At 66.4% G+C, this 22340-nt stretch carries 26 protein-coding genes; 9 read left to right on the top strand and 17 right to left on the bottom strand.

What is annotated here, in order from left to right; all coding sequences use genetic code 11:
- Positions 1 to 71 precede the first annotated feature (71 nt).
- Positions 72 to 905: a winged helix-turn-helix domain-containing protein gene (locus PTT45_RS04480; protein ID WP_273811730.1), complete on the top strand. Its 834-nt coding sequence runs from the start codon at positions 72 to 74 to the stop codon at positions 903 to 905.
- Positions 902 to 1363, top strand: coding sequence for a hypothetical protein (locus PTT45_RS04475; protein ID WP_273811729.1), 462 nt, complete (start codon positions 902 to 904; stop codon positions 1361 to 1363). Before PTT45_RS04480 ends, PTT45_RS04475 begins: the two co-directional genes overlap by 4 nt.
- 1 nt (position 1364) lies before the next feature.
- On the opposite strand, the gene PTT45_RS04470 is transcribed toward PTT45_RS04475, so the two are convergent.
- The 17 genes from PTT45_RS04470 to PTT45_RS04390 form a co-directional block, all read right to left on the bottom strand.
- Positions 1365 to 2360, bottom strand: coding sequence for an OmpA family protein (locus PTT45_RS04470; RefSeq protein WP_273811728.1), 996 nt, complete (start codon positions 2358 to 2360; stop codon positions 1365 to 1367).
- Positions 2357 to 3232 carry a flagellar motor stator protein MotA gene (gene motA, locus PTT45_RS04465; RefSeq protein WP_273811727.1) on the bottom strand — a complete coding sequence of 292 codons (876 nt, stop codon included), beginning with the start codon at positions 3230 to 3232 and terminating at the stop codon, positions 2357 to 2359. The genes PTT45_RS04470 and motA overlap by 4 nt, the downstream gene beginning before the upstream one ends.
- Before the next feature lie 10 nt (positions 3233 to 3242).
- A complete protein-coding gene (locus tag PTT45_RS04460; protein WP_273811726.1) occupies positions 3243 to 3962 on the bottom strand; it encodes a FliA/WhiG family RNA polymerase sigma factor in 720 nt (239 codons plus the stop codon).
- A 6-nt stretch (positions 3963 to 3968) separates the two neighbouring features.
- A complete protein-coding gene (locus PTT45_RS04455; protein WP_273811725.1) occupies positions 3969 to 4451 on the bottom strand; it encodes a flagellar basal body-associated FliL family protein in 483 nt (160 codons plus the stop codon).
- Positions 4452 to 4515: 64 nt separating this feature from the next.
- Positions 4516 to 5592, bottom strand: a complete 1077-nt coding sequence (locus tag PTT45_RS04450) for a flagellar hook-length control protein FliK (RefSeq protein ID WP_273811724.1) — start codon at positions 5590 to 5592, stop codon at positions 4516 to 4518.
- A gap of 2 nt (positions 5593 to 5594) precedes the next feature.
- Positions 5595 to 5876, bottom strand: coding sequence for a hypothetical protein (locus tag PTT45_RS04445; protein ID WP_337961731.1), 282 nt, complete (start codon positions 5874 to 5876; stop codon positions 5595 to 5597).
- A 10-nt stretch (positions 5877 to 5886) separates the two neighbouring features.
- On the bottom strand, positions 5887 to 6282 hold the full coding sequence (gene fliS, locus PTT45_RS04440; protein ID WP_043309497.1) for a flagellar export chaperone FliS: 396 nt from the start codon (positions 6280 to 6282) through the stop codon (positions 5887 to 5889).
- A complete protein-coding gene (fliD, locus tag PTT45_RS04435) occupies positions 6279 to 7604 on the bottom strand; it encodes a flagellar filament capping protein FliD (RefSeq protein ID WP_273811723.1) in 1326 nt (441 codons plus the stop codon). Before fliD ends, fliS begins: the two co-directional genes overlap by 4 nt.
- 266 nt (positions 7605 to 7870) lie before the next feature.
- The gene (locus PTT45_RS04430) at positions 7871 to 8314 is read right to left on the bottom strand and encodes a flagellar protein FlgN (protein WP_273811722.1); all 444 of its coding nucleotides are present in this window, start codon (positions 8312 to 8314) and stop codon (positions 7871 to 7873) included.
- The gene (gene flgM, locus PTT45_RS04425; RefSeq protein ID WP_273811721.1) at positions 8311 to 8592 is read right to left on the bottom strand and encodes a flagellar biosynthesis anti-sigma factor FlgM; all 282 of its coding nucleotides are present in this window, start codon (positions 8590 to 8592) and stop codon (positions 8311 to 8313) included. Before flgM ends, PTT45_RS04430 begins: the two co-directional genes overlap by 4 nt.
- A 68-nt stretch (positions 8593 to 8660) precedes the next feature.
- Complete coding sequence (locus PTT45_RS04420; RefSeq protein ID WP_043309664.1) at positions 8661 to 9086, bottom strand: flagellar FliJ family protein; 426 nt, start codon at positions 9084 to 9086, stop codon at positions 8661 to 8663.
- Positions 9087 to 9108: 22 nt separating this feature from the next.
- Positions 9109 to 10434 carry a flagellar protein export ATPase FliI gene (gene fliI / locus PTT45_RS04415; RefSeq protein ID WP_273811720.1) on the bottom strand — a complete coding sequence of 442 codons (1326 nt, stop codon included), beginning with the start codon at positions 10432 to 10434 and terminating at the stop codon, positions 9109 to 9111.
- 1 nt (position 10435) lies between these two features.
- Positions 10436 to 11128, bottom strand: coding sequence for a flagellar assembly protein FliH (fliH, locus tag PTT45_RS04410; RefSeq protein WP_273811719.1), 693 nt, complete (start codon positions 11126 to 11128; stop codon positions 10436 to 10438).
- Between the two features lie 2 nt (positions 11129 to 11130).
- Positions 11131 to 12174, bottom strand: coding sequence for a FliG C-terminal domain-containing protein (locus tag PTT45_RS04405; RefSeq protein WP_273811718.1), 1044 nt, complete (start codon positions 12172 to 12174; stop codon positions 11131 to 11133).
- Complete coding sequence (gene fliF / locus PTT45_RS04400) at positions 12149 to 13834, bottom strand: flagellar basal-body MS-ring/collar protein FliF (RefSeq protein WP_273811717.1); 1686 nt, start codon at positions 13832 to 13834, stop codon at positions 12149 to 12151. Before fliF ends, PTT45_RS04405 begins: the two co-directional genes overlap by 26 nt.
- Positions 13835 to 13852: 18 nt before the next feature.
- Positions 13853 to 14173, bottom strand: coding sequence for a flagellar hook-basal body complex protein FliE (locus PTT45_RS04395; RefSeq protein WP_273811716.1), 321 nt, complete (start codon positions 14171 to 14173; stop codon positions 13853 to 13855).
- Positions 14174 to 14185: 12 nt separating this feature from the next.
- Positions 14186 to 15538, bottom strand: coding sequence for a sigma 54-interacting transcriptional regulator (locus PTT45_RS04390; RefSeq protein ID WP_443218149.1), 1353 nt, complete (start codon positions 15536 to 15538; stop codon positions 14186 to 14188).
- Positions 15539 to 16062: 524 nt separating this feature from the next.
- Between PTT45_RS04390 and PTT45_RS04385 the strand changes: the two genes are divergently transcribed.
- Genes PTT45_RS04385 through PTT45_RS04355 form a run of 7 tightly spaced genes read left to right on the top strand, consistent with a single transcriptional unit; the run spans position 16063 to position 22334 of the window.
- Positions 16063 to 16899: a FliM/FliN family flagellar motor C-terminal domain-containing protein gene (locus PTT45_RS04385; RefSeq protein ID WP_273811714.1), complete on the top strand. Its 837-nt coding sequence runs from the start codon at positions 16063 to 16065 to the stop codon at positions 16897 to 16899.
- Positions 16896 to 17264 carry a flagellar motor switch protein FliN gene (gene fliN / locus PTT45_RS04380; protein WP_273811713.1) on the top strand — a complete coding sequence of 123 codons (369 nt, stop codon included), beginning with the start codon at positions 16896 to 16898 and terminating at the stop codon, positions 17262 to 17264. The genes PTT45_RS04385 and fliN overlap by 4 nt, the downstream gene beginning before the upstream one ends.
- Complete coding sequence (fliP, locus tag PTT45_RS04375) at positions 17261 to 18019, top strand: flagellar type III secretion system pore protein FliP (protein WP_273811712.1); 759 nt, start codon at positions 17261 to 17263, stop codon at positions 18017 to 18019. The genes fliN and fliP overlap by 4 nt, the downstream gene beginning before the upstream one ends.
- 12 nt (positions 18020 to 18031) lie before the next feature.
- Entirely contained in the window at positions 18032 to 18304 is a 273-nt protein-coding gene (locus PTT45_RS04370) for a flagellar biosynthetic protein FliQ (RefSeq protein WP_043309654.1), read from the top strand.
- 4 nt (positions 18305 to 18308) lie between these two features.
- A complete protein-coding gene (gene fliR, locus PTT45_RS04365; RefSeq protein ID WP_273811711.1) occupies positions 18309 to 19106 on the top strand; it encodes a flagellar biosynthetic protein FliR in 798 nt (265 codons plus the stop codon).
- Positions 19099 to 20244 (top strand): flagellar biosynthesis protein FlhB, encoded by a 1146-nt coding sequence (gene flhB / locus PTT45_RS04360; RefSeq protein ID WP_273811710.1) that lies wholly within the window; start codon positions 19099 to 19101, stop codon positions 20242 to 20244. The genes fliR and flhB overlap by 8 nt, the downstream gene beginning before the upstream one ends.
- On the top strand, positions 20241 to 22334 hold the full coding sequence (locus PTT45_RS04355; protein ID WP_273811709.1) for a flagellar biosynthesis protein FlhA: 2094 nt from the start codon (positions 20241 to 20243) through the stop codon (positions 22332 to 22334). Before flhB ends, PTT45_RS04355 begins: the two co-directional genes overlap by 4 nt.
- Positions 22335 to 22340: the final 6 nt, after the last annotated feature.

The following is a 22340-nucleotide window of genomic DNA, read 5'->3' as shown; positions in this document are numbered from 1 at the left end:
ATCATGACGTCAAAATGTCGCCCTTTTGTGTCTTCCTTAATACGCAAGGTTAGAAAACCGTCCCCGACATCATGACGACCAGCCCCGCACCACAGTCATCGACCCCGCCCGAGGGCGCTCCCACGCTGGTGATCCGCACCGGCTGGGCGGACTGTCACGCGCATTTCCACCCGGCGCACTACCAGCTGGTACTGCAGCGCAACGGCAACGAGGAGAAGGTCGACCTGGGCTTTTCCGGCAGCCGCCTGCTGGAGCGACTGCTGCGTTTCCCGGGGGAAGTGGTGCCGCGCGAGGAGCTGCTCGCCTACGCCTGGAGTGATCGCGTGGTCGGCCAGGGCAGCCTCAACCAGCAGGTCTACACCCTGCGCCAGCTACTCGGCGACGAGAAGCGCCGCGAGATCATCCAGACCCTGCCGCGCCGCGGCTACATGTTCAATCCCAAGTGCCTGAACGCGCCGTCGGAGCCCGAGGCCGAAGCCACGCCAGAAGGCGAGGCAGCGGAACTGGCGCCGCGCCCGCCACTGACCTCGGCGCAGCGCCGCCTGTACGGTGTGGTGTTGTGCATCGGCACCCTGCTCTGCCTCGGCGCACTGGTGCTGTCGAGCATCCACTACGCACTGTTCCAGACGCCGGTGGCGCGCCAGGAGCGGCAGGTGGGCAAGCTGCACTTCACCTACTCCAGCCCCAGCGCCGAAGGCCTGGCCGAGCTGCTGGACAACACCTCCGCGTTCAGCGCACACCTGGCGGAACTGGCGGAGAACCCGGCCAGGGTCCGCTTCGCCAAGACCGCCGATCTCTATGAAATGCTCTGCACCCGTGGCGATGGCAGCAACAGCTGGCTGGTGATAGACGAAACGCAGCTGACCAAGGTCGGCGACCAGCTGCTGCGAGGCTGCCTGCAATGATTCCGCGCTATATCTGCCGTTGGCTGCTGCTGGGCTGCGCCCTGCTCCTGGGCCTGCTGCTGTGCCTCGTGCTGGCCTGGTACAACTTCCAGTCGAGTGGCGAGTTCAACGGCCGCTACGAGTCCGCCGGCAGCGTGGTGCAACGCGATGGCCAGGTGCTTTCGGTCAGCCACAGCATGCTGATCAAGGACGGGCGTTTCTACGCCATGAGCCGCCAGGGCGATACCATTCTCAAGACCTCGGGCGAGGTCGAGTCGGCGTTCTCCGGCAATCTGCGCCTGCGCGTGGACAAAGGCGAGGTGGCCGAGTTGAGCCAGGCCTCGCGGCTGGACAACCACGTGCTGTTCAACCTGCTGTACAGCACCGAGGCCAACTCGGTCATCAATTTGCGTCCGGCCGGCCCCTGCCTGATCGCCGTGGAGACCCGTCAGCTGTACTGCCGCAGCGACGGTCTCTGAGTCACAGCTTGCCCTTCTCCGCCTCGGCGTCGGCCGCGGCCTTCTGCTGGCCCTCGACGAAGCGCGCACCCTGCTGCGAGTAGTGCACCTGGGCGGCGTAGCTCTCGCCGAACAGGTCGCGGTAGAGATGCTCGGCGCGGGTGGTCAGCAGCAGCAGCTCGATGCGCCGGTTGGCGCCGTTCTCCGGGTCCTCCGGGCGTAGCGGCATGACGTCGGCCTGGGCCGCCACCTGCAACACGTGCAGCGGCGGCAGGCCGGTCTCGACCAGCACGTTGCGCGCACGCAGGGCGCGGTCGCCGGAGAGATTCCAGTTGTTGTAGCCGGCGTTGCCACGGTAGGGCACCGCGTCGGTATGGCCGCTGATGATCAGCTTGTTGTCGACCTTGGCCAGCACCCCGGACAGCGCACCGAGCAGCTTGTGGAAGTGTGGATCGAGCTTGGCGCTGCCACGGCTGAACATGAAGCGTTGCTGGTCGTCCTTGATCAGGATGCGCAAGCCCTGCGGCACCACCTCGACCTCGATATTGGCCAGCGCGTCGACCTGGCCGGAGACCTCGCGCACCAGCGCGGCCAGTTCCTTGAGATCCTCGCTGCTGTTGTAGCGGCGGCTGTCGCTAGGCTGCCCGGCCTCCGTCGCTGCGGCAGCTGCGTCGGTCTGCTGCGGCTTACCCAGCAGCGAGGCCTGCGCGGCGTCTTTCTGGGTGTCGAAGTCCTTGCGCGTGTGGCTGCCCTCGAACTCGATGGGACGCGTGTTGGCGCTGTCGAACACGCCGGCGCCGCCATCGAGCAGCGGGTTGCTCTGCTCGTCGCCGTAGGACGGGTTCTCCAGCTTCATCTGCGGCTGGATGACCCACAGCACCATGAACAGAGCCATCATGGCCATGGTGAAGTCGGCGAACGCCACCTTCCAGGCGCCGCCGTGCTCCTCGTGGTGATTCTTGCGCCCGCGCCGCTTGACGATCACCTCATGCGCGGCGCCCTTCCTGTTGCCTCTCATGCCAGGGCGTCCCGCGCTTCCTCATACTCGGTGACCCAGGTCTCGAGGCGCTTGAAGGTGGGTTTGACGTCCTGCTCGATCAGCTTGCGCCCAGCGTCCACCGCCAGCAGCGTGGGCTTGCCAGCGACGTGGGCGACCAGGGTGGTGCGCACGCATTCCAGCGCCGACATCTCGGTCTTGATGCGCTGGGCCATGGCGTTGGACAGCGGCTCCATCAGGCAGTAGCACATGAAGATGCCGTAGAAGGTACCGACCAGGGCCGCCGCCACGTGGGCGCCGATCTCGGCCACCGAGCCACCGATGTTGCCCATGGTGATGACGATGCCCATGATCGCCGCGAGGATGCCGAAGCCGGGCATCGATTCGCCGATCTTGTGCAGCGAGCGCGACGGCTGCAGCAGGTTGTGCTCCATGGCCTCGAGCTCCTGCTCGAGGAAGCCTTCCAGCTCGTGGGCGCTGATCTTGCCCATGGCCATCAGGCGGAAGTTGTCGGCGATGAAGAACATCAGGTTGTCTTCGGCCAGGATCAGCGGGTACTTGCTGAACAGCTCGCTCTGTTCCGGCTCCTCGATGTGCTCGTCGAGCACCTTGAGGCCGCCGGCATCGACCATCTCCAGCAGCTCGTAGAGCAGCATCAGCAACTGGCGCTGGAACTCCTCGCCACGGCGCTTGTACGCCAGCACTTCGCGGATCTGCAGCAGCATCTCGTGCAGGACTTCCTTGGGGTTGCCGACGACCAGGCTGCCCAGGCCGGCGCCGAGGATGATGATGATCTCCGCCGGCTGCCAGAGCGTGGCCAGCTGACCGTGTGCCATGACGTAACCGCCCAGCACGCAGCCGATGATGATGAAAGCTCCGAGTAGTTTCTGCATGGTTCTGTCACTAGGTTGGATCGGTTAGAAAACGACAGGCCTTGGCGATCGCCTGCTTGCTCAGCTGGCACACCCGGGCATCGGTCAGGTCCAGCACCAGAGCGATCTCCTTGAGGCTCAGCTCGTGCTGGTAGTAGAGGGTGAGGATCAGTCGCTCGCGCTCGTCGAGGCGGCTCAGTGCCTGCTCCAGCAGGCGCTCCTTGAGCAGGCGTTCTTCCAGCGAATCGCCGCCCTCGGGGAAGTGTTCGTGGCCGTTCTGCAGCAGCTCGTCGAGGCTCTCCACCGCTTCCGCATAGTCGGCGCGCTGGAACTCCATATAGTCCTCGCGGGAGATGCCGGTGGCGGCCAGCACCTCCTCCTCCTGCGGCGCACGGCCGAGGCGACGGCTCAGCCCGCGGATGGCATCGCGCACCTTGTGCACCTGCTGGCGCAGCTGACGCGGGCGCCAGTCCTGGCGGCGCAGCTCGTCGAGAATCGCGCCACGGATGCGCAGGGCGGCGAAGCGGCCGAACTGCTCGTCCGGCTCACCGTAGCGACGCAGGCACTCGAGCAGGCCGAGCAGGCCGATCTGCTCCATGTCCTCGCGATCCAGCGCCTGGCTGGTCTGCAGCGCCAGCTGGCTGACGATGCGCCGCACCAGCGGCAGGTACTGGCGCACCCAGCGCTGCTCCGCGGCGGGCGTCAGCGGCGCCTGGGCTTGCGGTGCGTATCCGTGATCGAGCGCGTGCATGGCGGCTTACTGCACGACCAGCTTGCTGACCAGCACGTGCTGGAACGGCGCCACCACCTTGCGCGCGGCGAAGTCGGCGAGCAGCGCCTTCTCCAGGCTCTGCTGCAGGTCGGGAATGGCCATGCTGCGCAGGTCGGCGAACTTCATCGCCGACAGGTGCGCCACTGCCGAGCTGCGCACCATGGGGTCGGCCTGCTCGAGCTTCTTCTTGTCGCTGTCCAGCGGCGCCTGCAGCACCAGGTCGAGCACGAAGTAATGCTCCTGCTCCTCGCCACGCAGGCTGAGGATGATCTTCTGCACCGGGAAGAACAGGTACTCGCCCGGCTCCTCTTCCTCGGCCTGGGCCTCCTCGCCGGCCTGCGCCTGACCAGTAGCCAGGGTGCTGCCCTGCAACAGCGAGCGCATCAGGAAATAGTTGGCACCCACCCCGCCCAGGCTGATCAGCGAGCTGAGGAGGATGACGATCAGAAGGATCCGCGACGTTGGCATGAGACTGTATTCCTGTGATGTTCGGGAGCCGGCCACCCCGGGCCGGCGAGTGCGGGGCCGAGCCCTACACGGTGATCAGTACGTCGTTGCCCGCACCTTGGCGGGCAGCGTCTGTGTCGGGTTCCAGGCGCAGCGCCTGGGCCACCGGCTCGTCCTGGGCCGGGCGCCAGCGGTTGTGCTGCTGGCCCTGCTGGCCGGACTGCGCGTCCGAGCCGACCTGCACGTTGACCTGCAGGAAGTTCTGCCCCACCAATTCCTGGCGCAGGCGATCGCTGGTCTGCTGCAGCAGGCGCGCGACGTCGCCCTGGGCAGCGGATATCTGCACGTTGAGGCGGCCCGACTCGTGGCTGAGAAGAATCTCCAGGCTGCCCAGCTCCGGCGGATCGAGGCGGATGGTGGCGCTCTGCACCTTCTGCTGCAGTTGCAGCTCGACGCTGTCGCGCAGGGCGCCGAGCATCTGCTCGCCCCACTTGGCTTCCGGCGTCTGCAGCTTGAGCTGGCGCTCCAGGGTCGGCGTGGCGTCGGCCGCTGCCGGTGCCTGAGCGTTGTTGCCCAGGCCACGCAGTAAGTCGTTGTCGCCCAGGCTCGCCGGCGCCGCGCCATCGACCGCGGCCAGCGTCTCGCCGGTAGCGGAAGTCGTGGCAGCCATCGTCTCGCCAGCCTGGCCGATGCCAGCCAGCAGCGCGCCCATGGCCTCGCCACGCGGCGCCTGGTGCAGCATCTGCACGGCGGCACGCGGCGCCTCGGCGACCGGCGCAAGCTCTTCCGCGCGCGGTTGCGGCAGGCGCACCAGCAGCTCCGGCGACAGGGTCAGTGCGGCGCCATCGGCAAGATCATCGAGCGATGTTTCCTGCTCGCCCTCGCGGGCCTGCACCTTGGCCTGGCGCTGACCCAGCACGCTGAGCAGCCACTGTTCGGCACTCTGCGCAGGCTCGCTGCCCGGCTGCGCCAGCGGCGCCTCGGCGGCGGCCTCCGGCAGCGGCTCGACAGGCAGCGTCTCGGCCACTTCCGGCTGGGCGGTCAGGGCATCACCGAGCAGGGCGAAGCCCAGCGCATCGGCGCTCGCCTGGCCGGTGGCCGGCAGCACGCCATCGCTGTTCGCCTGTCCCTGCTGGGTGGGCGCAGTCATCAGTTGCAGCACAATCAACTCCCGCTGACTTGCCGGTAGGCGGTACGCCCCTCGGCATATTCCAGGTGGCTGAGCAGCACGCGGCGCAGCCGTTCACACTCGGCGGCACAGGCCTGGTAGGCCTCCTCGTGCAGCCGTTTCAAGCGTTGCCGGGCCTTGCCCGCCTCCTCGCTCAGCCCGGGCTGGCGTGCCAGCACCAGCAGCTGTTCGCGGATGGCCTTGTCGACACCGGCCAGGGCCATCCAGTCGTCCTCGCGCAATACCCGCTCGAGCTCGGCGTAGAGCTCCAGCAGCACGCGGCAATCCTCAGCGACGCGCGGCACTGACACCGTCCCAGCCCTCGCGCAGCACGCCGAGCAGGTTGACCACCTCGTCCAGGCCTTCCAGCGACAGGCTCACGCTGACCTCGGAGAGGCGGTAGATGCAGTAGTCGTAGAGACGCGCCAGGCCCTGCACCACCTCGCCACCGCCCTCGTAGTCGAGGGCACTGTTGAGGCCGTTGAGGATGTTCAGGCACTTCTCCAGGGACTGGCCCTTCTGCTGGTAGCGCTTGCCCTCGATATGGCCGCGCGCACGGGCCAGCTCGTCGAGCAGGCCGTCGAACAGCATCAGCACCAGCTCGTAGGGCGAGGCGGCGGCAGCGCGCGCCTCGAGGTCCACCGAGCGGTAGCTGTCGTAGGTCTCGTTCAGGTGATAGGTCATGCGAAGAGTCCCGCGGTCTGCTCCATGGAGGCCATGATCTGGGCCATGCTGGTGTACTGCTTGAGGTAGCGGTTGTAGTAGGTGTCGTACTGCTTCTCGATGAGGTCGAGCTGCTCGGTATTGCGCTTGAGGCTGAGGTTGAGGCTTTCCTTGCGGCTGGCCATGACCCCGCCGGCGGCGGTGACGTAGACGTTGAGGTTCTTGTCGATGCTGTCGAGCAGGGCGTTCTTCTCGCCGAACAGCTTCTCGAAGCCTTCCGGATCGGCAGCCACCGCCTTCTCCAGGCGCGCGGTGTCGATGCTCAGCTTGCCGTTGCGGTCCGCGGCGATGCCGAACTCGATCAGGCTCTTGCCGCCGAACTGGCTGCGTACCGCCTGGTTGAGCATGTTCTCGATGGAACGGATGCTGGCGTCGCCAGCCAATGGGCCGCGGCTGGCGGTTTCGCTGCCGCTGGCGGTAAGGCTGTCGAAGGTGGTCATCAGGCCGTTGAAGGCGTCGACGAACTTCTGCACCTGGGTCTTGGTCGCGCTCGGGTCCTGACCGATGGTCAGGCTCAGCGGCGCCTCGCCTGCGGCGTGGGTCTTGCTGAAGGTCAGGCTGACGCCGTCGATCATGTCGGTGAAGGTGTTGCTGGAGTTGCTCAGCTCCATGCCACCTTCGCCACCGAGGTAGACGATGGCGTCCTGCGCCTTGCTCAGCTCGCGCGCCGCGCCGATCGAAGTGGCGAAGGTGCCGCCGGCGCTGGTGGACAGGCTGATGGCGTTGTCCGCCCCGCTCTCCTCGGCGCTCAGCACCAGCGAGACCTGGCCGTTGCTGCGTACCAGCGAGGCCTTCACGCCGCTGTTGTCGGCGGCGCCATTGATGGCGGCGGCCAGTTCTTCCAGCGAGTTGCTGCCGTCACCGTCCTTGTCCACGCCGGCCAGGTCGATGTTGAAGCTGTCGCTGCCCTGGCCGATGGTGAAGGTGCCGCTGGTGGGCACGTCCGCCGCGCTCAGACCTTCCAGGGCCACCTGGTGGGAGCTGGCCAGCTGCTTGACAAAGAACTGGTAGCTGCCCGGCTGCGCGCTGCTGCCGACCGACGCCGTGGCGTAGCCCTGCTGGCCGAAGGTAGCGCTGTTGACCAGCATGCTGCTGCCCACTCCGCTCAGCGACTTGAGCGAGGTGCGGAAGCTCTTCAGCGCCGAGTCCAGTTTGGTCACGGCGTCCAGCGAAGTCTGGTAGTTGGTCTTCGAGCGCTGGTTCTTGGTCAGCGCTGCCTGGACCTCGAAGTTGGCCAACTGGTTGGCCATCTGCTGGATGTAATCGGAATCTATGGTTGCCATGTTCGGTACCCCTTTAGGGACTGTTGAGCAATATCGATGCCAACGACTCAAGCCATTGATTTACATCGATTTTTCAATAAATCATGGTGAAGAAAAACTTCCGCACGACGCGCCCTGGCGAGACAGGGGAAGGCGCTCTTCCGGTTTTTCCGCAAGACGCAGCCACCCTCTGAAAAGGCGACCGGCGAGGAGGATTAATTAAGCGCGCAGCCCACCCGCCAAATGGCAGGAGGAGGCAGCGCAAGAGACGGGAAAAACGGCGGGGATCAGTAGCCGAGACGGCCGTACAGACCTGCTTCGGACTGGCCGGAAAGCAGCTGGGAAAGGATGTCGTTGTGCATGGCCAGCAGCTGGCCGTTGCGCTCGTTGAGGCGCTGGCACTGTCCGACCAGTTGGCCGAGTTGCTGCCAGGACTGCTGCAGGTGGCTGCGGCGCGTCGGCGGGTAGCTGTCGAGCAGGCACTGCATGCCCTCGGCATCGGCGTCCAGGCGGAACGCCTGCAGGGTCTTGGCGCGGCGCTCGGCACGCTGGCGCACCGCCTCGACCAGATCATCGATCTGGTGATTGATCAGGTCGATGCTCGCGCAGTCGCGGCTCATCAGATGGCCGTAGAGCTCCTGCATCAGGCCGCGCAGAACCAGGTAGTCGGCGCAGTCCTGGATGATGTCGCGCTCGGCCAGGGTCAGCAGCTGCTCGCGCTTTTCGCTCACGCGTCGCTGCCGTTGTGGTAGGCCAGCATGCTGCGCGACAGCACGCCGGCATCCAGGCTGATCTCGCCACGCTGCAGGGCCTGCTTGATCGCCTCGACCTTGGCCAGGTCGATCTCGGGCAGTGCGCCCAGGGCGTCCTGCAGCTGCTCCAGCGGCAGGCTCTCGGCGGGCGCGCTGGCACTGGCCGGGCGCTTGCTCTCGGCAGCGGCGGTGCGAGCCTGCAGCGGAGCCTCGGTCTGGCTGGCGAGAACGGGCTTGAATTGCCGGGTGATTTCCATGATTACGTCCAACGAAGGTGGTTACGACAGACAGGCGACCGGCCTGCGCAGAAACTTAAATCCAGTTTTCAAGAAACCTGGGCGCGCCACCAGGCCTGGGCGGCCAGCCCATCCTGAATCTTCTGCTCCTGGCGCGACAACTGTTCCTGCCACTGCCCCAGCTTGCTGTCGATCAGCTGGACGATGACCTTCTCGTTGCGCATGGCCTGCAGCAGTTCGTCCTGGATGCGCTTGAGCGACTGCTCGGCGACTTCCAGCTCGCGACGCTGCAACTCCAGCATCTTGAACAGGGTGGCCTTGTACTGCTGCTGGTTGCTGCGCTGCAGTGGCGTGCTCACCGGCACTACGAAACCGCACAGGCGGGTCAGGCCGGTGATGTTGTTGCGGTAGCGCTGGCACAGGTTGCGCTGGTAGTTGACCCGCCCCATCACCTCGCGCACGCGGGTGCCGCGCAGGCCGGCCAGGCGCGAGAGCACTTCAATCTGTTCTTTCATGCGATCTGCTCTTTCACGGCATCTACCTCAGCAGGCCCTGCAGGGTGGTCAGGCTGGCCGCCATCTCGCTGCCCTCGCCCGTTTCCTGGCGCAGGAAGCGCTCCAGGGCGGGGGCCAGCTGCACGGCGCGGTCGGTCTTGCTGTCCATGCCCGGGGTGTAGCCACCGAGCGGGATCAGCTCCTTGATCTTCTCGAAGGTGCTGTACAGCTCCTTGAACTGGCGTGCGGCGCCCTGCTGGGCCGGCTCGCTGACCTGGCTCATGCAGCGGCTGACCGAGGCGGAGATGTCGATGGCCGGGTAGTGGCCGACATCGGCCAGGCGCCTTGAAAGCACGATGTGGCCGTCGAGAATGGCCCGCGCGCAGTCGACGATCGGGTCCTGGTGGTCGTCGCCCTCGGCCAGCACGGTGTACAGCGCGCTGAGGCTGCCGCGCTCGCTCTCGCCGTTGCCGGCGCTCTCCACCAGCTCGGGAAGCATGCCGAATACCGATGGCGGGTAGCCCTTGGTCGCCGGGGGCTCACCCAGGGCCAGGGCGATCTCGCGCTGGGCCATGGCGTAGCGGGTCAGCGAATCGACCAGCAGCAGCACGTCCTGGCCCTGGTCGCGGAAATAGGCGGCGATGCTGTGGCACAGCTCGGTGGCGCGCATGCGCATCAGCGGCGACTCGTTGGCCGGTGCCACCACCACCACGGCCTTGCGCAGGCCCTCGGGGCCGAGCGAGTGGAGGATGAATTCCTGCACCTCGCGGCCACGCTCGCCGATCAGCCCGACCACCACCACGTCGGCCTTGGTCTGCCGGGTGATCATGCCGAGCAGCACGCTCTTGCCCACGCCGCTACCGGCGAACAGGCCCACGCGCTGGCCCTTGCCGATGGTCAGCAGGGCGTTGATGGCGCGCACGCCGACGTCCAGCGCCTGGCTCACCGGCCGGCGCTTGAGCGGGTTGACCCGCGGCAGCTCGGCCGGCAGCGGATCGCGCCCGGCGAGTTTGCCGAGCTCGTCGAGCGGCTCGCCGAGGCCGTTGACCACCCGGCCCAGCCAGCTCTCGTCGATGTGCAGGGCGCTCTCCTCCTCGGCCGGGAACACCCGCGAGCCGGCGGTGAGTCCCATCGGCTTCTTGAAGGGCATGAGGTAGGTGATGTCGCGGTTGAAGCCGACCACCTGGGCCTCCAGCAGGCTGCCATCGGCCTGCTCGACCAGGCAGCGCTGGCCGGTCATGCGCCGGCAGCCGAGGCTCTCCAGCAGCATGCCGGAGACCCGCACCAGGCGCCCGCTGACCTTGGCCAGCGGCACCGCATCGAGGGTGCGCAGCGCCTCGTCGAGGCGGAAGGCTTCGCCCAGGGCCATCTCAGTCGTCCGCCTTGAGGTGCTCGCCGAGCGCCTCCATGCAGCCATCGAGACGCTGCTGGCAACCGATGTCGGCCTCGGCCTGGGCGGTCACCACGCGGCACTCACCCAGCGCCAGGCGCTCGTCCGGCACCAGCTTCCAGCTGGCGGCACGTTCCGGCGCCAGTTCGCGAATGCGTGAACACTCCTCCGGATTGAGCAGGATCTGCACCTCGCCCTGCTCGCCGGGCATGGCCGCCAGGGCCTCCTCGGCCAGCGACAGCAACTGGGTCGGATGCAGGGTCAGCTCACAGCGGATGACCTGCTTGGCCACCTTCTTCACCAGTTCCAGCAGCTGCTCCTGGCGGCCCAGCTCGAAGGCCTCGGCGAACTGGCGGAACTCCGCGCTCAGCCGGTCCAGCGGTCGCGCCGCGGCCTCGAAGGCCTGGCGGCCCTCGCTACGGCCTTCCTCACGCCCCTGGCGCAGGCCGTCCTGCCGGCCCAGCTCGAAGCCATCCTGGCGCCCAGCCTCGCGGCCCTGCTCCAGGCCTTCCTGGTAGCCCTTGTCGAGGCCCTGCTGGAAGCCGTCGCTGAGCGCGCGCTGCAGCTGCGCCGGGTCGCCGCCCCACTGCCCCTGCGGCAGACCGCTGGCCCGTGGCGGGAAACGATAGGGCCGCCACTGGCGGCTGCCACCCTTGATCACCTTGACCGTCATCGTCACTCCACCGTCTGTTCGCGGAACAGCTGGATCTGCAGATCACCCTCGGCGGCCATGTCGCGCACCACCGCCATGATGTCCTTGCGTACCTGTTCGACGCGGCTCAGCGGCACCGGGCCCTGGCGCCGGCTGATGCTTTCCATCTGCTGCGCCTGGCGCTTGGGCAGCGCGCCGGCAATCGCCTTGACCAGCGCCGGCTCGGCGCCCTTGAGGGCGACCACCCACTCCTCCAGGGGAATGGCTTCGAGCAGGGTCTGCAGCACGTCCGGGGTCTGCCGCGAGAGGATGAAGAAGTCGTACATCTCGTCCTCGATGCGCGTCACCAACTCCTCGTTGTGCGCGCGCAGCAGCTCGAACATCTGGTTACGGTCGCCCTTGAAGCGGTTCATGATGTCCGCGGCCTGCTTGACCCCGCGCACCTGCGAGCCCTGGGTGGAGAGCACGCTGAGGCTGCGGTCGATCAGCTGCTCCAACTCGCCGATCACGTCGCTGTTCACTTCGCTGAGGTTGGCGATGCGGTACAGCAGCTCGTCCTGGCGCTCGGGCGGCATGCACTCGAGCACCTCGGTGGCCATGCCCGGCGGCAGGAAGGCGAGGAACACCGCCTGCATCTGCGCGTGTTCCTTGGCGATCAAGGCGGCGAACTGCTTCGGGTCGATCCATTCCAGCTTGGCCATCTTGGCGCGGATTTCCTCGCCGTAGATGCTGTCCAGCAGGTTGCGGGTGATCTCGCCACCGAGCGCCTTGCCGAGCATGCCGGAGAGGTAGCCACGCGAGGCGCCCTTGATGCTGCTCTGCTCCTTGTAGTCGTCGAAGAAGCGGCCGATCACGTCGGAGACCATCGGCTGCTTGACGTTGGACAGGCGCGCCATGGCCTGGCTGATGCCGATGATCTCTTCGCGGGAGAAGTGCTTGAGCACGCCGGCGGAGATGTCGTCGCCCATGCTCAGCATGAGGATCGCCGCCTGCTCCATGGAGTTCATCGAGCGCGCCGCAACGCGCGGCTTCAGCTCGCCGTTAGGCTGGGTTGAGGTCTCTTTCATTGCGCCCTATCCAGTGCTTGATCACTTCCGAGACCCGCTCGGGGTCGTTCTTGGCCAGCATCTGCAGATGCTCGATCTGCATTTCCAGGCCGGAGCCCGGTGCCGGCAGGCGAATTTCCGACAAGGGATTCAATTCGCCGAACACGTTGGGGCCACCCAGCTCCGGGGTGGCGAAGGCTAGGCGGCGCTCGGCCGCGTCCGGCAGGGCGAACTCGCGCTCGGCCTCGGCCTCCGGCTGCGGCGGGGTACGCTGGGTCAGGTTGCGTACCGCCGGGCGCACCACGAGCAGCAGCAGGAGCGCGGCCAGCAGGCCGCCGACACCGAGCTTGATCAAGTCCAGTACCGAGTCCTTCTCCCACCAGGCGGCTTCCTCGCCCGGCAGCATGTCGCCGGCGGTGAAGGGGAAGACGCTGAGGGTGACGCTGTCGCCGCGCTTGTCGTTGAAGCCGGCGGCGCTCTTGATCATCGCCTCCAGCTCGCCGATGGCCTTGGCGTCCCAGCCGCCCTGGGGCGCGCTGGCGGCATTCAGCACCACCGCCACGCTCTGCTGGCGCAGGCTGAAGGCCGGGTACTTGATGTGGGTGACGCTCTGGTCGAAATCGTTGTTGCGCGTGGTCTCGCTGCGGGTCGAGGTCGCGGCCTGGTTCTGCTTGCTCAGCTGTTCGGCATTCGGCGCCTGGCCGGTAGCCGGCGTGGCCTGCGGATCGCTGGTCGGCGCACTGGTCGGCGGGCGGTTGCTCAGCGAGCCGGGCACGCCGAGGGCCAGCTGGTCCAGGGTGCGCTCGTCACGCAGGATTTCACTGCGCAGGCGCGGCGTCTCGCCGTAGGCCTGGAAGGTCTCTTCCTTCTGGCTGAAGTCGATGTCGGCGGCCACGCTGATGCGGTAGTTGCCGTTGCCGAGGATCGGCGCCAGCACCTGTTCGATATTGGTCACCGCCTTCTGCTGGTAGTCGTCGACCACCTGCCAGTTCTGCACCGGCCCGCCCCAGGCATCCAGCCCGCGCGACAGCAGGGTGCCGTGCTGGTCGACCACGCGCACGTCCTTGGCCTCCAGCCCCGGCACGCTGCCGGCGACCAGGTTGACCACCGCACCGACCTGCTCCGGGTCCAGCTTGTAGCCGGCATCCAGTTGCAGCATCACCGAGGCCTTGGCCGGGTTGCGCTTGCTGATGGCGAAGGAGCTGTTCTCGTCGATGGCCAGGTGCACGCGCGCCTGGTCGACACCCTTGAGCGCCATGATGGTCCGCGCCAGCTCGCCTTCCAGGCTGCGCTTGAGGCGCACGTCCTGAACGAACTGGCTGGTGCCCAGCGGCTCGTCCTTGTCGAACAGCTCGTAGCCCGGCGGTACCGCCACCTTCACGCCCTTGGCCGCCAGCAGCATGCGCGCCCGTGCCAGCTGGTCCTCGCGCACCAGCACCTGGCCGCTCTGCGGATGCAGGCGATAGGCAACGCCCTCGGCATCCAGCACCTGCATCACTTCGGCGGCCGGGAAGGCCTCACCGGCGCCATGCAGCGGCTGATAGGCGCGGTTGTCGCTCCACAGGTAGTAGACCACCCCGGCGGCCAGCAGCGCGGCGACCAGCGCCATGCCGGCCAGCACCAGGCGCGGATCGGGTTTGAAGCCGCCAGCCGGCAGCTTGCTCTTGATCAGTTCCAGCACGATTGCCCACCCGCCCCGTTACAGGGGCATCCTCATGATGTCGTCGAAGGCCGTAGCCAGCTTGTTGCGCACCTGCATCAACGCGGAGAAGGAGATGCTCGCCTTCTGGCTCTGCAGCATGGCGCCGACCAGGTCCTCGCTCTGCCCGCTGTCCACCGCGGCCATCGCCGCGCTGGAGGCGTGCTGCTCGGCATCCACGCCGCGCAGTGCCTCGGCGAAGGCCTCGCGCACGCCGTCGTCGCTGCCCTGCGCCGGGCGAATCGCGCCACCCTCGGACAGGCTCTTGATCTGACTCATCCGGTCCAGCATGTCCTGCTGTACCTGCGTGATGGAACTCATCCTCTGCTCTCCTTAGATAGGCAACTGGATGCCCTGCTCGCGCATGGCATTGAGGCGATAGCGCAGCGCGCGCGGGGTCATGCCCAGGCTCTCCGCGGCGCGGGTCTTGTGGCCGCCACAGCGGCGGATGGTGTCGATCACATGCTGGTACTCGGCCCACTTGCCGGAAGCACGCAGCGCCGCCTTGCCCTCGCCGGTACCGATTCCGGCAAGAGCCACCGGCAGCGTCTGCAGCGGCAGGCTGGCCAGAGGTTGCGGCTCGCAGGCCAGGCCCAGGTCGCTCGGCTGGATGAACAGGCCGTTGCGCAGCACCAGGGCGCGCTGCAGGGTGTTCTCCAGCTCACGCACGTTGCCCGGCCAGTCGTGGCCGAGCAGCGCCTGGCAGGCTTCGGCGGTGAGCAGATCGTGGCGCTGCTCGTGCGGCGCATACTGGCGAATGAAGCGGCGCGCCAGCGGCAGTACGTCCTCGCGGCGCTCGCGCAGCGGGCTGATGTGCAGCGGCAGCACGTCGAGGCGGAACATCAGGTCGGAGCGGAAGCGGCCGGCGGCCACCTCCTGCTGCAGGTCACGGTTGGTGGCGGCGATGATGCGCACGTCGAGGGCGATCTCCTTGCGTCCACCCAGGCGCTCCACGCGCTGCTCCTGCAGCACGCGCAGCAGCTTGGCCTGCAGGCCCAGCGGCAGCTCGCCGATCTCGTCGAGCAGCAGGGTGCCGCCGTTGGCCAGCTCGAACTTGCCCGGCTGGGCGCTGACCGCGCCGGTGAAGGCGCCCTTCTCGTGGCCGAAGAGGATCGACTCGAGCATCTGCTCGGGAATCGCCGCGCAGTTGACCGCGACGAAGGGCGCGGCGGCATCGGCGGAGAAGCGATGGATGTAGCGCGCCATCATCTCCTTGCCGGTGCCGGTCTCGCCGGTAATAAGGATGGGCGCCCGGGTCATCGCCACGCGCTGGGCCATGGCCAGCAGACGGCGGCCGGCGCGCGAACAGGAGACGAAGCCTTCCTGCGCCGCGGCGGCCTGCTCGTGGCGATGCAGCAATGCGGCCAGCTGGCTTTCGCTGAAGGGCGACAACAGATAGTCGACGCAGCCGAGTTCGAGCAGCGCGGCGGCCTTCTCCTGGTCGGCGTATTCGACGATCGGCACCAGGCTGATCTGCCCGGCTTGGCGCACCACGGAGCCGACCTGGGCATACAGCTCGGCCGGGGCCAGCCCGCTGGCGAAGACGAACACCAGGCCGGCATCGGCCAGGCGCACGGCATCCAGCTCGAGGAAGCTGGCGCAGCTGCGCACCGAACGACCGAGCCGCTGCAGGCTGTCCTGCAGCAGGGTATGGCCGCCGTCGGGGCAATGGCCGACCAGCAGCACTTCATCGTCGGCATAACGCACTTGCCGGGAATAATCCACGGCTTGACTAAGAGGCTTCACGCTTATCACCCGAACGCGGAGAGGAAGAATCCGAAGTTGCTTTATGTGAACTGCTGCCACGCAGATTTTTTCGTCGTGGTATTTAATAAAAGTGCAACACGGGTCGCCTTGGGAGAGTGAGACGAGAAACTTCCGAGGAACTTTCAAAGGCCGACCCACTCACACGCAGGGCAACCTAGCAAAACGCCATCGGCCGACCAAATTACTTGCGGTTAATTTCCATCAAAGCCCGCCAGCTGTGCTCAAAAACAGCATTTGATATCTATTGATTTAACCTCAAGGCCTCCCCGCGCCTAGAGTATCGCCATGCCAGTAGCCGCGCCCCGCAAGGGCCAGCGAGGGCTACACGGCGCATCAGCAGCCATTCCCGGCTGCCCTGCCCGACAATCTCCGAAGTTTTCCGCAACTGCCCGCCACAAGCATCAGGCAGCCTCGCGGCACGCATCAGGAAGTTTGCCCCCGACATGGCTGGTAATTCGAAAGTCCATCACCGTGTGCCCGCAGAAAGTCTGACTCGGCTAAAGCCGCAGAAGTTGGGCCGGCACTATCACAAGATTCCGCAGTACATCAAGGAAGTGTCCTCGAAGTACCCGCGAATCATTAGCGACTATTTTCTGCGCAATTATCGGATCAACCTCGAACTGCATACTGTCGAGGTTCACGAAGTGCGCAGCGAAGCGGCCGAGTGCATCTATAAGTCGGCGTTCGGCAAGCTCGGTTTCGCCATCGAAAGGCCGCTGCTGACCGAGGCCCTGGAGTGCTACTACGGCGGCACCGGGCTGCCCAGCCAGGACACCCCGATCAGCACCTCGGAGCAGCGCATGCGCCTGCGCCTGGGCCAGGACATCTCGCAGATCTTCTCCCGCGCCCTGCTCGGCGGCGCCAGCATCGGCAAGCTGGAGAAGCACGAGAACGACTTCGATCAGGCGGTGTGGGAATACGTCGCCGAGTTCCAGTACACCAGCCACATCAGCGGCAGCCGCTCGGCGATCTTCCTTTATCTGGACACCGTGCTGGTCGACGAACTGACCGCGCGCCTGTCCAGCCCGACCGGCCCGTTGCAGGCGGTCGAACCGAGCCAGCACATCCTGCATCTGCCGGTGCGCCTGCAGTGCGTGGTGGCCGCCCTGCAGATGCCGCTGTCGCAAGTGCTCGCCCTGCGTCCGGACGACATCCTGCCGATCCGCCTGCAGGAGCGCAGCGACGTGCGCATCAACCAGCAGAAGCTCTTTCGCGGCACTGTCTTCGAAGAAGACGGCGCCCTTTTCCTGACCTCTCTCGAGAGCGTGAAGACCCCATGAACGGCCAACTTTCCGATAACGACTTCGAGTCCCTGATCAACGATGGCGACCTGGCGCTGAGCCCGGCCGCCGAAGACAACAGCGCCGCCGAGGCCTCCGCCCTGCCCCAGCAGGACCTGAGTTTCTTCGGCAAGATCCCGGTCAACGTGACCCTGGAGGTCGCCTCCACCGAAATCTCCCTCAAGGAGCTGATGGAAGTGGATGCCAGCAGCGTGATCGTGCTCGACAAGCTCGCCGGCGAGCCGCTCGACGTGAAGGTCAATGGCGCCCTGTTCGCCAAGGCCGAGGTGGTGGTGATGAACGGCAACTACGGCCTGCGCATCGTCGAGCTCTCCGGCAACGGCCTGGGTGGCCTGGGCGCATGATTCGCGCGCGCTCCCTGGCCCGCCTCGGCCTGCTCCTGCTCGGCCTGGGCGCCCCGCTGCTGGCGCAGGCCGCCGGCGGCGAGATTCCGCTGCTCAGCCTGAACGACACCGAGGGCGGCCAGGAGCTCAGCGTCAAGCTGCAGATCCTCATCGTCATGACCCTGCTCGGCTTCCTGCCGGCCATGCTCATGATGATGACCTGCTTCACCCGCTTCATCATCGTGCTGGCCATCCTGCGCCAGGCCATCGGCCTGCAGCAGAGCCCGCCGAACAACATCCTGATCGGCATCGCCCTGTGCCTGACCATGCTGGTGATGCGCCCGGTCTGGCAGGAGATGTACCAGGAGGCCTACGTGCCCTTCGAGGCCGACCAGATCACCCTGCAGGAAGGCCTGGACCGGGCCAAGGGCAGCCTGTCGCGCTTCATGCTGGCGCAGACCAGCAAGACCTCGCTGGAGGCCATGGTGTCGCTGGCCGGTGAGCAAATGCCGGACAAGGCCGAGGACCTGGACTTCTCCCTGCTGCTGCCAGCCTTCGTGCTCAGCGAGCTGAAGACCGCCTTCCAGCTCGGCTTCATGATCTTCATCCCGTTCCTGGTGATCGACCTGGTGGTGGCCAGCGTGCTGATGGCGATGGGCATGATGATGCTGTCGCCGATGATGATCTCGCTGCCGTTCAAGCTGATGGTGTTCGTGCTGGTCGACGGCTGGACGTTGCTGGTCGGCACGCTGACCACCAGCGTGCAACCCTTCTAGCGAGGCGCCGCCATGCTCACTCCGGATACCGCCGTCGACATCGTCTCCAACGCCGTGCACATCACCGTGCTGATCGTCTGCGTGCTGATCGTGCCGAGCCTGATCGGCGGCCTGCTGATCAGCATTTTCCAGGCCGCCACGCAGATCAACGAGCAGATGCTCAGCTTCCTGCCGCGCCTGCTGATCACCCTCGGCATGCTGATCTTCGCCGGACACTGGATCCTGCGCACGCTCAGCGACCTGTTCATCGAAAGCTTCAAGCAGGCCGGCCACCTGGTCGGCTGACGTCATGTACGAGAGCGCGAGCATCTTCCAGTCCGGCCAATGGCTGCAGCAGTTGCAGGCTTACTGGTGGCCGTTCTGCCGCATCCTCGCGCTGTTCAGTTTCGCCCCGCTGTTCAGCCACAAGGCGGTGGCCAAGCGCGTGCGCCTGCTGCTCGCGCTGGTGGTGACGGTGGCACTGGCCGCCGCCCTGCCGGAAATGCCGCAGATCGACCCGTTGTCGCTGCGCGGCCTGCTCACCGCCCTGGAGCAGCTGGCCTTCGGCCTGCTGCTGGGGCTGTCGCTGCAGTTGGTGTTCACCATCTTCACCCTGGTCGGCGAGGTGGTCTCGGCGCAGCTCGGCCTGTCCATGGCGACGTTCAACGACCCCATCAACGGCGTGTCGTCCTCGTCCATCCTGTTCCAGCTGTACTTCATCCTGCTGGTGTTCCTGTTCTTCGCCATCGACGGCCACCTGCTGACGGTGAGCATCCTCTACCAGAGCTTCGTCTACTGGCCGGTGGGCAGCGGCCTGCACTACCTGGGCTTCGAGACAGTGATCCACGCGCTGGCCTGGGTCCTCGCCGCGGCCGTGCTGATTGCCCTGCCGGTGGCCTTCTGCATGACCCTGGTGCAGTTCTGCTTCGGCCTGCTCAACCGCATCTCGCCGGCCATGAACCTGTTTTCCCTGGGCTTCCCCATGGCCATTCTGGCCGGCCTGCTGTGCGTCTACATGACCCTGCCGTACCTGCCGGAGAGCTACCTGCACCTGACCCGCGAGCTGCTCGACAACATCGGCCACCTGCTGAGGAACAGCCGTGTCTGAGCAGAACAGCAGCTCCCAGGACAAGACGGAAGAGGCCTCCCAGCACAAGCTGAAGAAGAGCCGCGAGCAGGGCCAGGTGGCGCGCTCCAAAGACCTGGCCACCAGCGTGTCGCTGCTGGTCACCCTGCTGGTGCTCAAGTTCAGCGTGCTGTACTTCTTCGAGGGCCTGCAGCAGAGCTTCCGCCTGGCCTACCTGGACTTCGGCAACAGCGAGCTGACCCGCGACGACCTGGCGATCATCCTCGGCCACAACCTGCTGGTGTTCGTGCAGATTCTCCTGCCGCTGCTGACCACCTCGCTGCTGGTGGTGCTGTTCGGCCTGGTGCCGGGCGGCTGGGTGTTCGCCAGCGCGAACTTCGCGCCCAAGCTGTCCAAGCTCAACCCCATCACCGGCCTGGGCCGCATCTTCTCGGCGCAGAATTGGGCCGAGCTGGCCAAGTCGCTGCTGAAGATTACTGTGCTGCTGGCCGTCGCCTGGCTGCAGATCTGCGAGGCCCTGCCGCGCCTGCTGGCGCTGCAGCGCAGCGACGTGAGCAGCGCCATCGGCGGCGCCTTCGACATGACCTTCGACATGCTGATGACGCTGCTGGCGGTGTTCATCCTGTTCGCCATCATCGACATCCCGCTACAGCGCTTCTTCTTCCTCAAGAAGCTGCGCATGACCAAGCAGGAGCGCAAGGAAGAGCACAAGAACCAGGAGGGTCGCCCGGAGGTCAAGGCGCGCATCAAGCAGCTGCAGCGGCAGATGCTGCACCGGCAGATCAACAAGGTGATCAAGAGCGCCGACGTGGTCATCACCAATCCACAGCACTATGCGGTGGCCCTCAAGTACGACCTGAAGAAGGCCGGCGCGCCCTTCGTGCTGGCCAAGGGCCTGGACGAGACCGCTCTGCACATCCGCCAGCAGGCCCAGGCCCATGAGCTGGATGTGGTCGAGTTGCCGCCGCTGGCGCGCGCGATCTACTTCACCACCCAGGTCAACCAGCAGATTCCCGCCCCGCTCTACACCGCGGTGGCCCACGTCCTCACCTATGTCCTGCAGCTCAAGGCGTTCCGCCAGGGCCGCCGCCGGCGCAAGCCGGAGCTGACCAAGGACATCCACATTCCCGCTGAACTGAGCGAAAGAGCACGACCATGAGCCCCATGCAGCACCTGACCAGCACCCTGCGCAGCGGCCGGATCGGCATCCCGCTGATGATCCTGTGCGTCCTGGCGATGATCATCCTGCCGCTGCCACCGCTGCTGCTGGACATGCTCTTCACCTTCAACATCGGCCTGGCCATTCTGGTGCTGCTGGTCAGCGTATCGTCGCGGCGGCCGCTGGACTTCTCCCTGCTGCCCACGGTGATCCTGGTCACCACGCTGATGCGCCTGTGCCTGAACGTGGCCTCCACGCGGATCGTGCTGCTCGACGGCCACACCGGCACCGGCGCCGCGGGCAAGGTGATCGAGGCCTTCGGCCATGTGGTGATCGGCGGCAACTTCATCGTCGGCATGATCGTCTTCGTGATCCTGATGATCATCAACTTCATGGTCATCACCAAGGGCGGCGAGCGCATCTCCGAGGTGACCGCGCGCTTCACCCTGGACGCCCTGCCCGGCAAGCAGATGGCCATCGACGCCGATCTCAACGCCGGCCTGATCGACCAGGCCGAGGCCAAGCAGCGCCGCGCCGAGGTGGCCAAGGAAGCCGACTTCTACGGCGCGATGGACGGCGCCAGCAAGTTCGTCCGCGGCGACGCCATCGCCGGCATCATGATTCTGATCATCAGCCTGTTCGGCGGTGTCGCCATCGGCATGCTGATGTACGACCTGCCGGGCGGCGAGGCCTTCCGCCTGTACGCCCTGCTGACCATCGGCGACGGCCTGGTGGCGCAGATTCCGGCACTGCTGCTGTCCACCGCGGCGGCCATCATCGTCACCCGGGTCAACGAGTCGGCGGAGATCACCAGCCTGGTGCAGAAGCAGATGCTGGCCTCGCCATCGCTGCTCTACACCGTGGCCGGCATCGTACTGATCCTCGGCCTGATCCCGGGCATGCCGCACCTGGCGTTCATCGGCTTCGCCGGGCTGATCGCCTTCATCGCCTGGAAGGTGTCCCGCGCCGAACCGCCGGCCGAGGCCGCGCTGGAGCAGGTCGAGGCGCTGAGCAAGGCGATGGACCAGGAGCGCGCGCAAAACCTGGCCTGGGAGGACATCCCGCTGGTCGAGCGCATCTCCATCTCGCTCGGCTACAAGCTGGTCGGCCTGGTCAACGAGGCCTCCGGCTCGCCGCTGCCGCAGCGCGTGCGCGGGGTGCGCCAGACCCTCTCGGAGAGCCTCGGCTTCCTCCTGCCCGAGGTGCAGATACGCGACAGCCTGCGGCACAAGGCCTCGCAGTACAGCATCCACATCAACGGCGAGAAGATCGACGGTGCCGAACTGCACGCCGACCGCCTGATGGCCATCCCATCGCCAGAGCTGTACGGCGAGATCGACGGCATCCTCGGCGTGGACCCGGCCTACCGCATGCAGGTGGTATGGATCCTGCCGAACGACAAGCCGCGCGCGCTCAACCTCGGCTACCAGGTGATCGACTGCGCCAGCGTGATCGCCACCCACCTGAACAAGGTGGTCCGCGAGCACCTGCCGGAGATCTTCAAGCACGACGACGTCGAGCACCTGCTGCAGCGCCTGGCCCTGCAGGCGCCGAAGCTGGCCGAGCACCTGAAGAACGCGCTGAGCCACACCCAGCAGCACCGGGTGTTCCGCCAGCTGCTGCAGGAAGAAGTGCCGCTGAAGGACATCGTGACCATCGCCACCACCCTGCTGGAAGGCAGCGAGACCACCAAGGACCCGGTGCTGCTGACTTCCGACGTGCGCTACGCGCTGCGCCGCAGCATCGTCTCGGGCATCGCCGGTGATCGCCGCGAGCTATCGGTGTTCATCCTCGACAACGCGCTGGAGAACACCCTGCTCGGCGCCCTGTCGATCGCCCAGCAGGCCGGCCCGGTCAGCCTGGACAACATCCCGGTGGAACCGAGCCTGCTCAACCAGCTGCAGAACACCATGCCGGTGGTGAAGGAGAAGCTGCGCAAGGAAGGCCACCCGCCGATCCTCACCGTGATGCCGCAGCTGCGCCCGCTGCTGGCTCGCTACGCCCGGGTATTCAGCCCAGGGCTGCACGTGCTGTCGCAGAACGAGATCCCTGAGCGGGTGGCGGTGAACATCCTTGGCAGCCTCGGCTGAGGCTGC

It is taken from the genome of Pseudomonas sp. Gutcm_11s, from assembly GCF_028649395.1.
In the GTDB taxonomy this organism is placed as follows: Bacteria; Pseudomonadota; Gammaproteobacteria; order Pseudomonadales; family Pseudomonadaceae; genus Aquipseudomonas.
The sequence above is the reverse complement of the archived record's forward strand: the minus strand, read 5'-3'. Positions and strand labels throughout refer to the sequence as shown.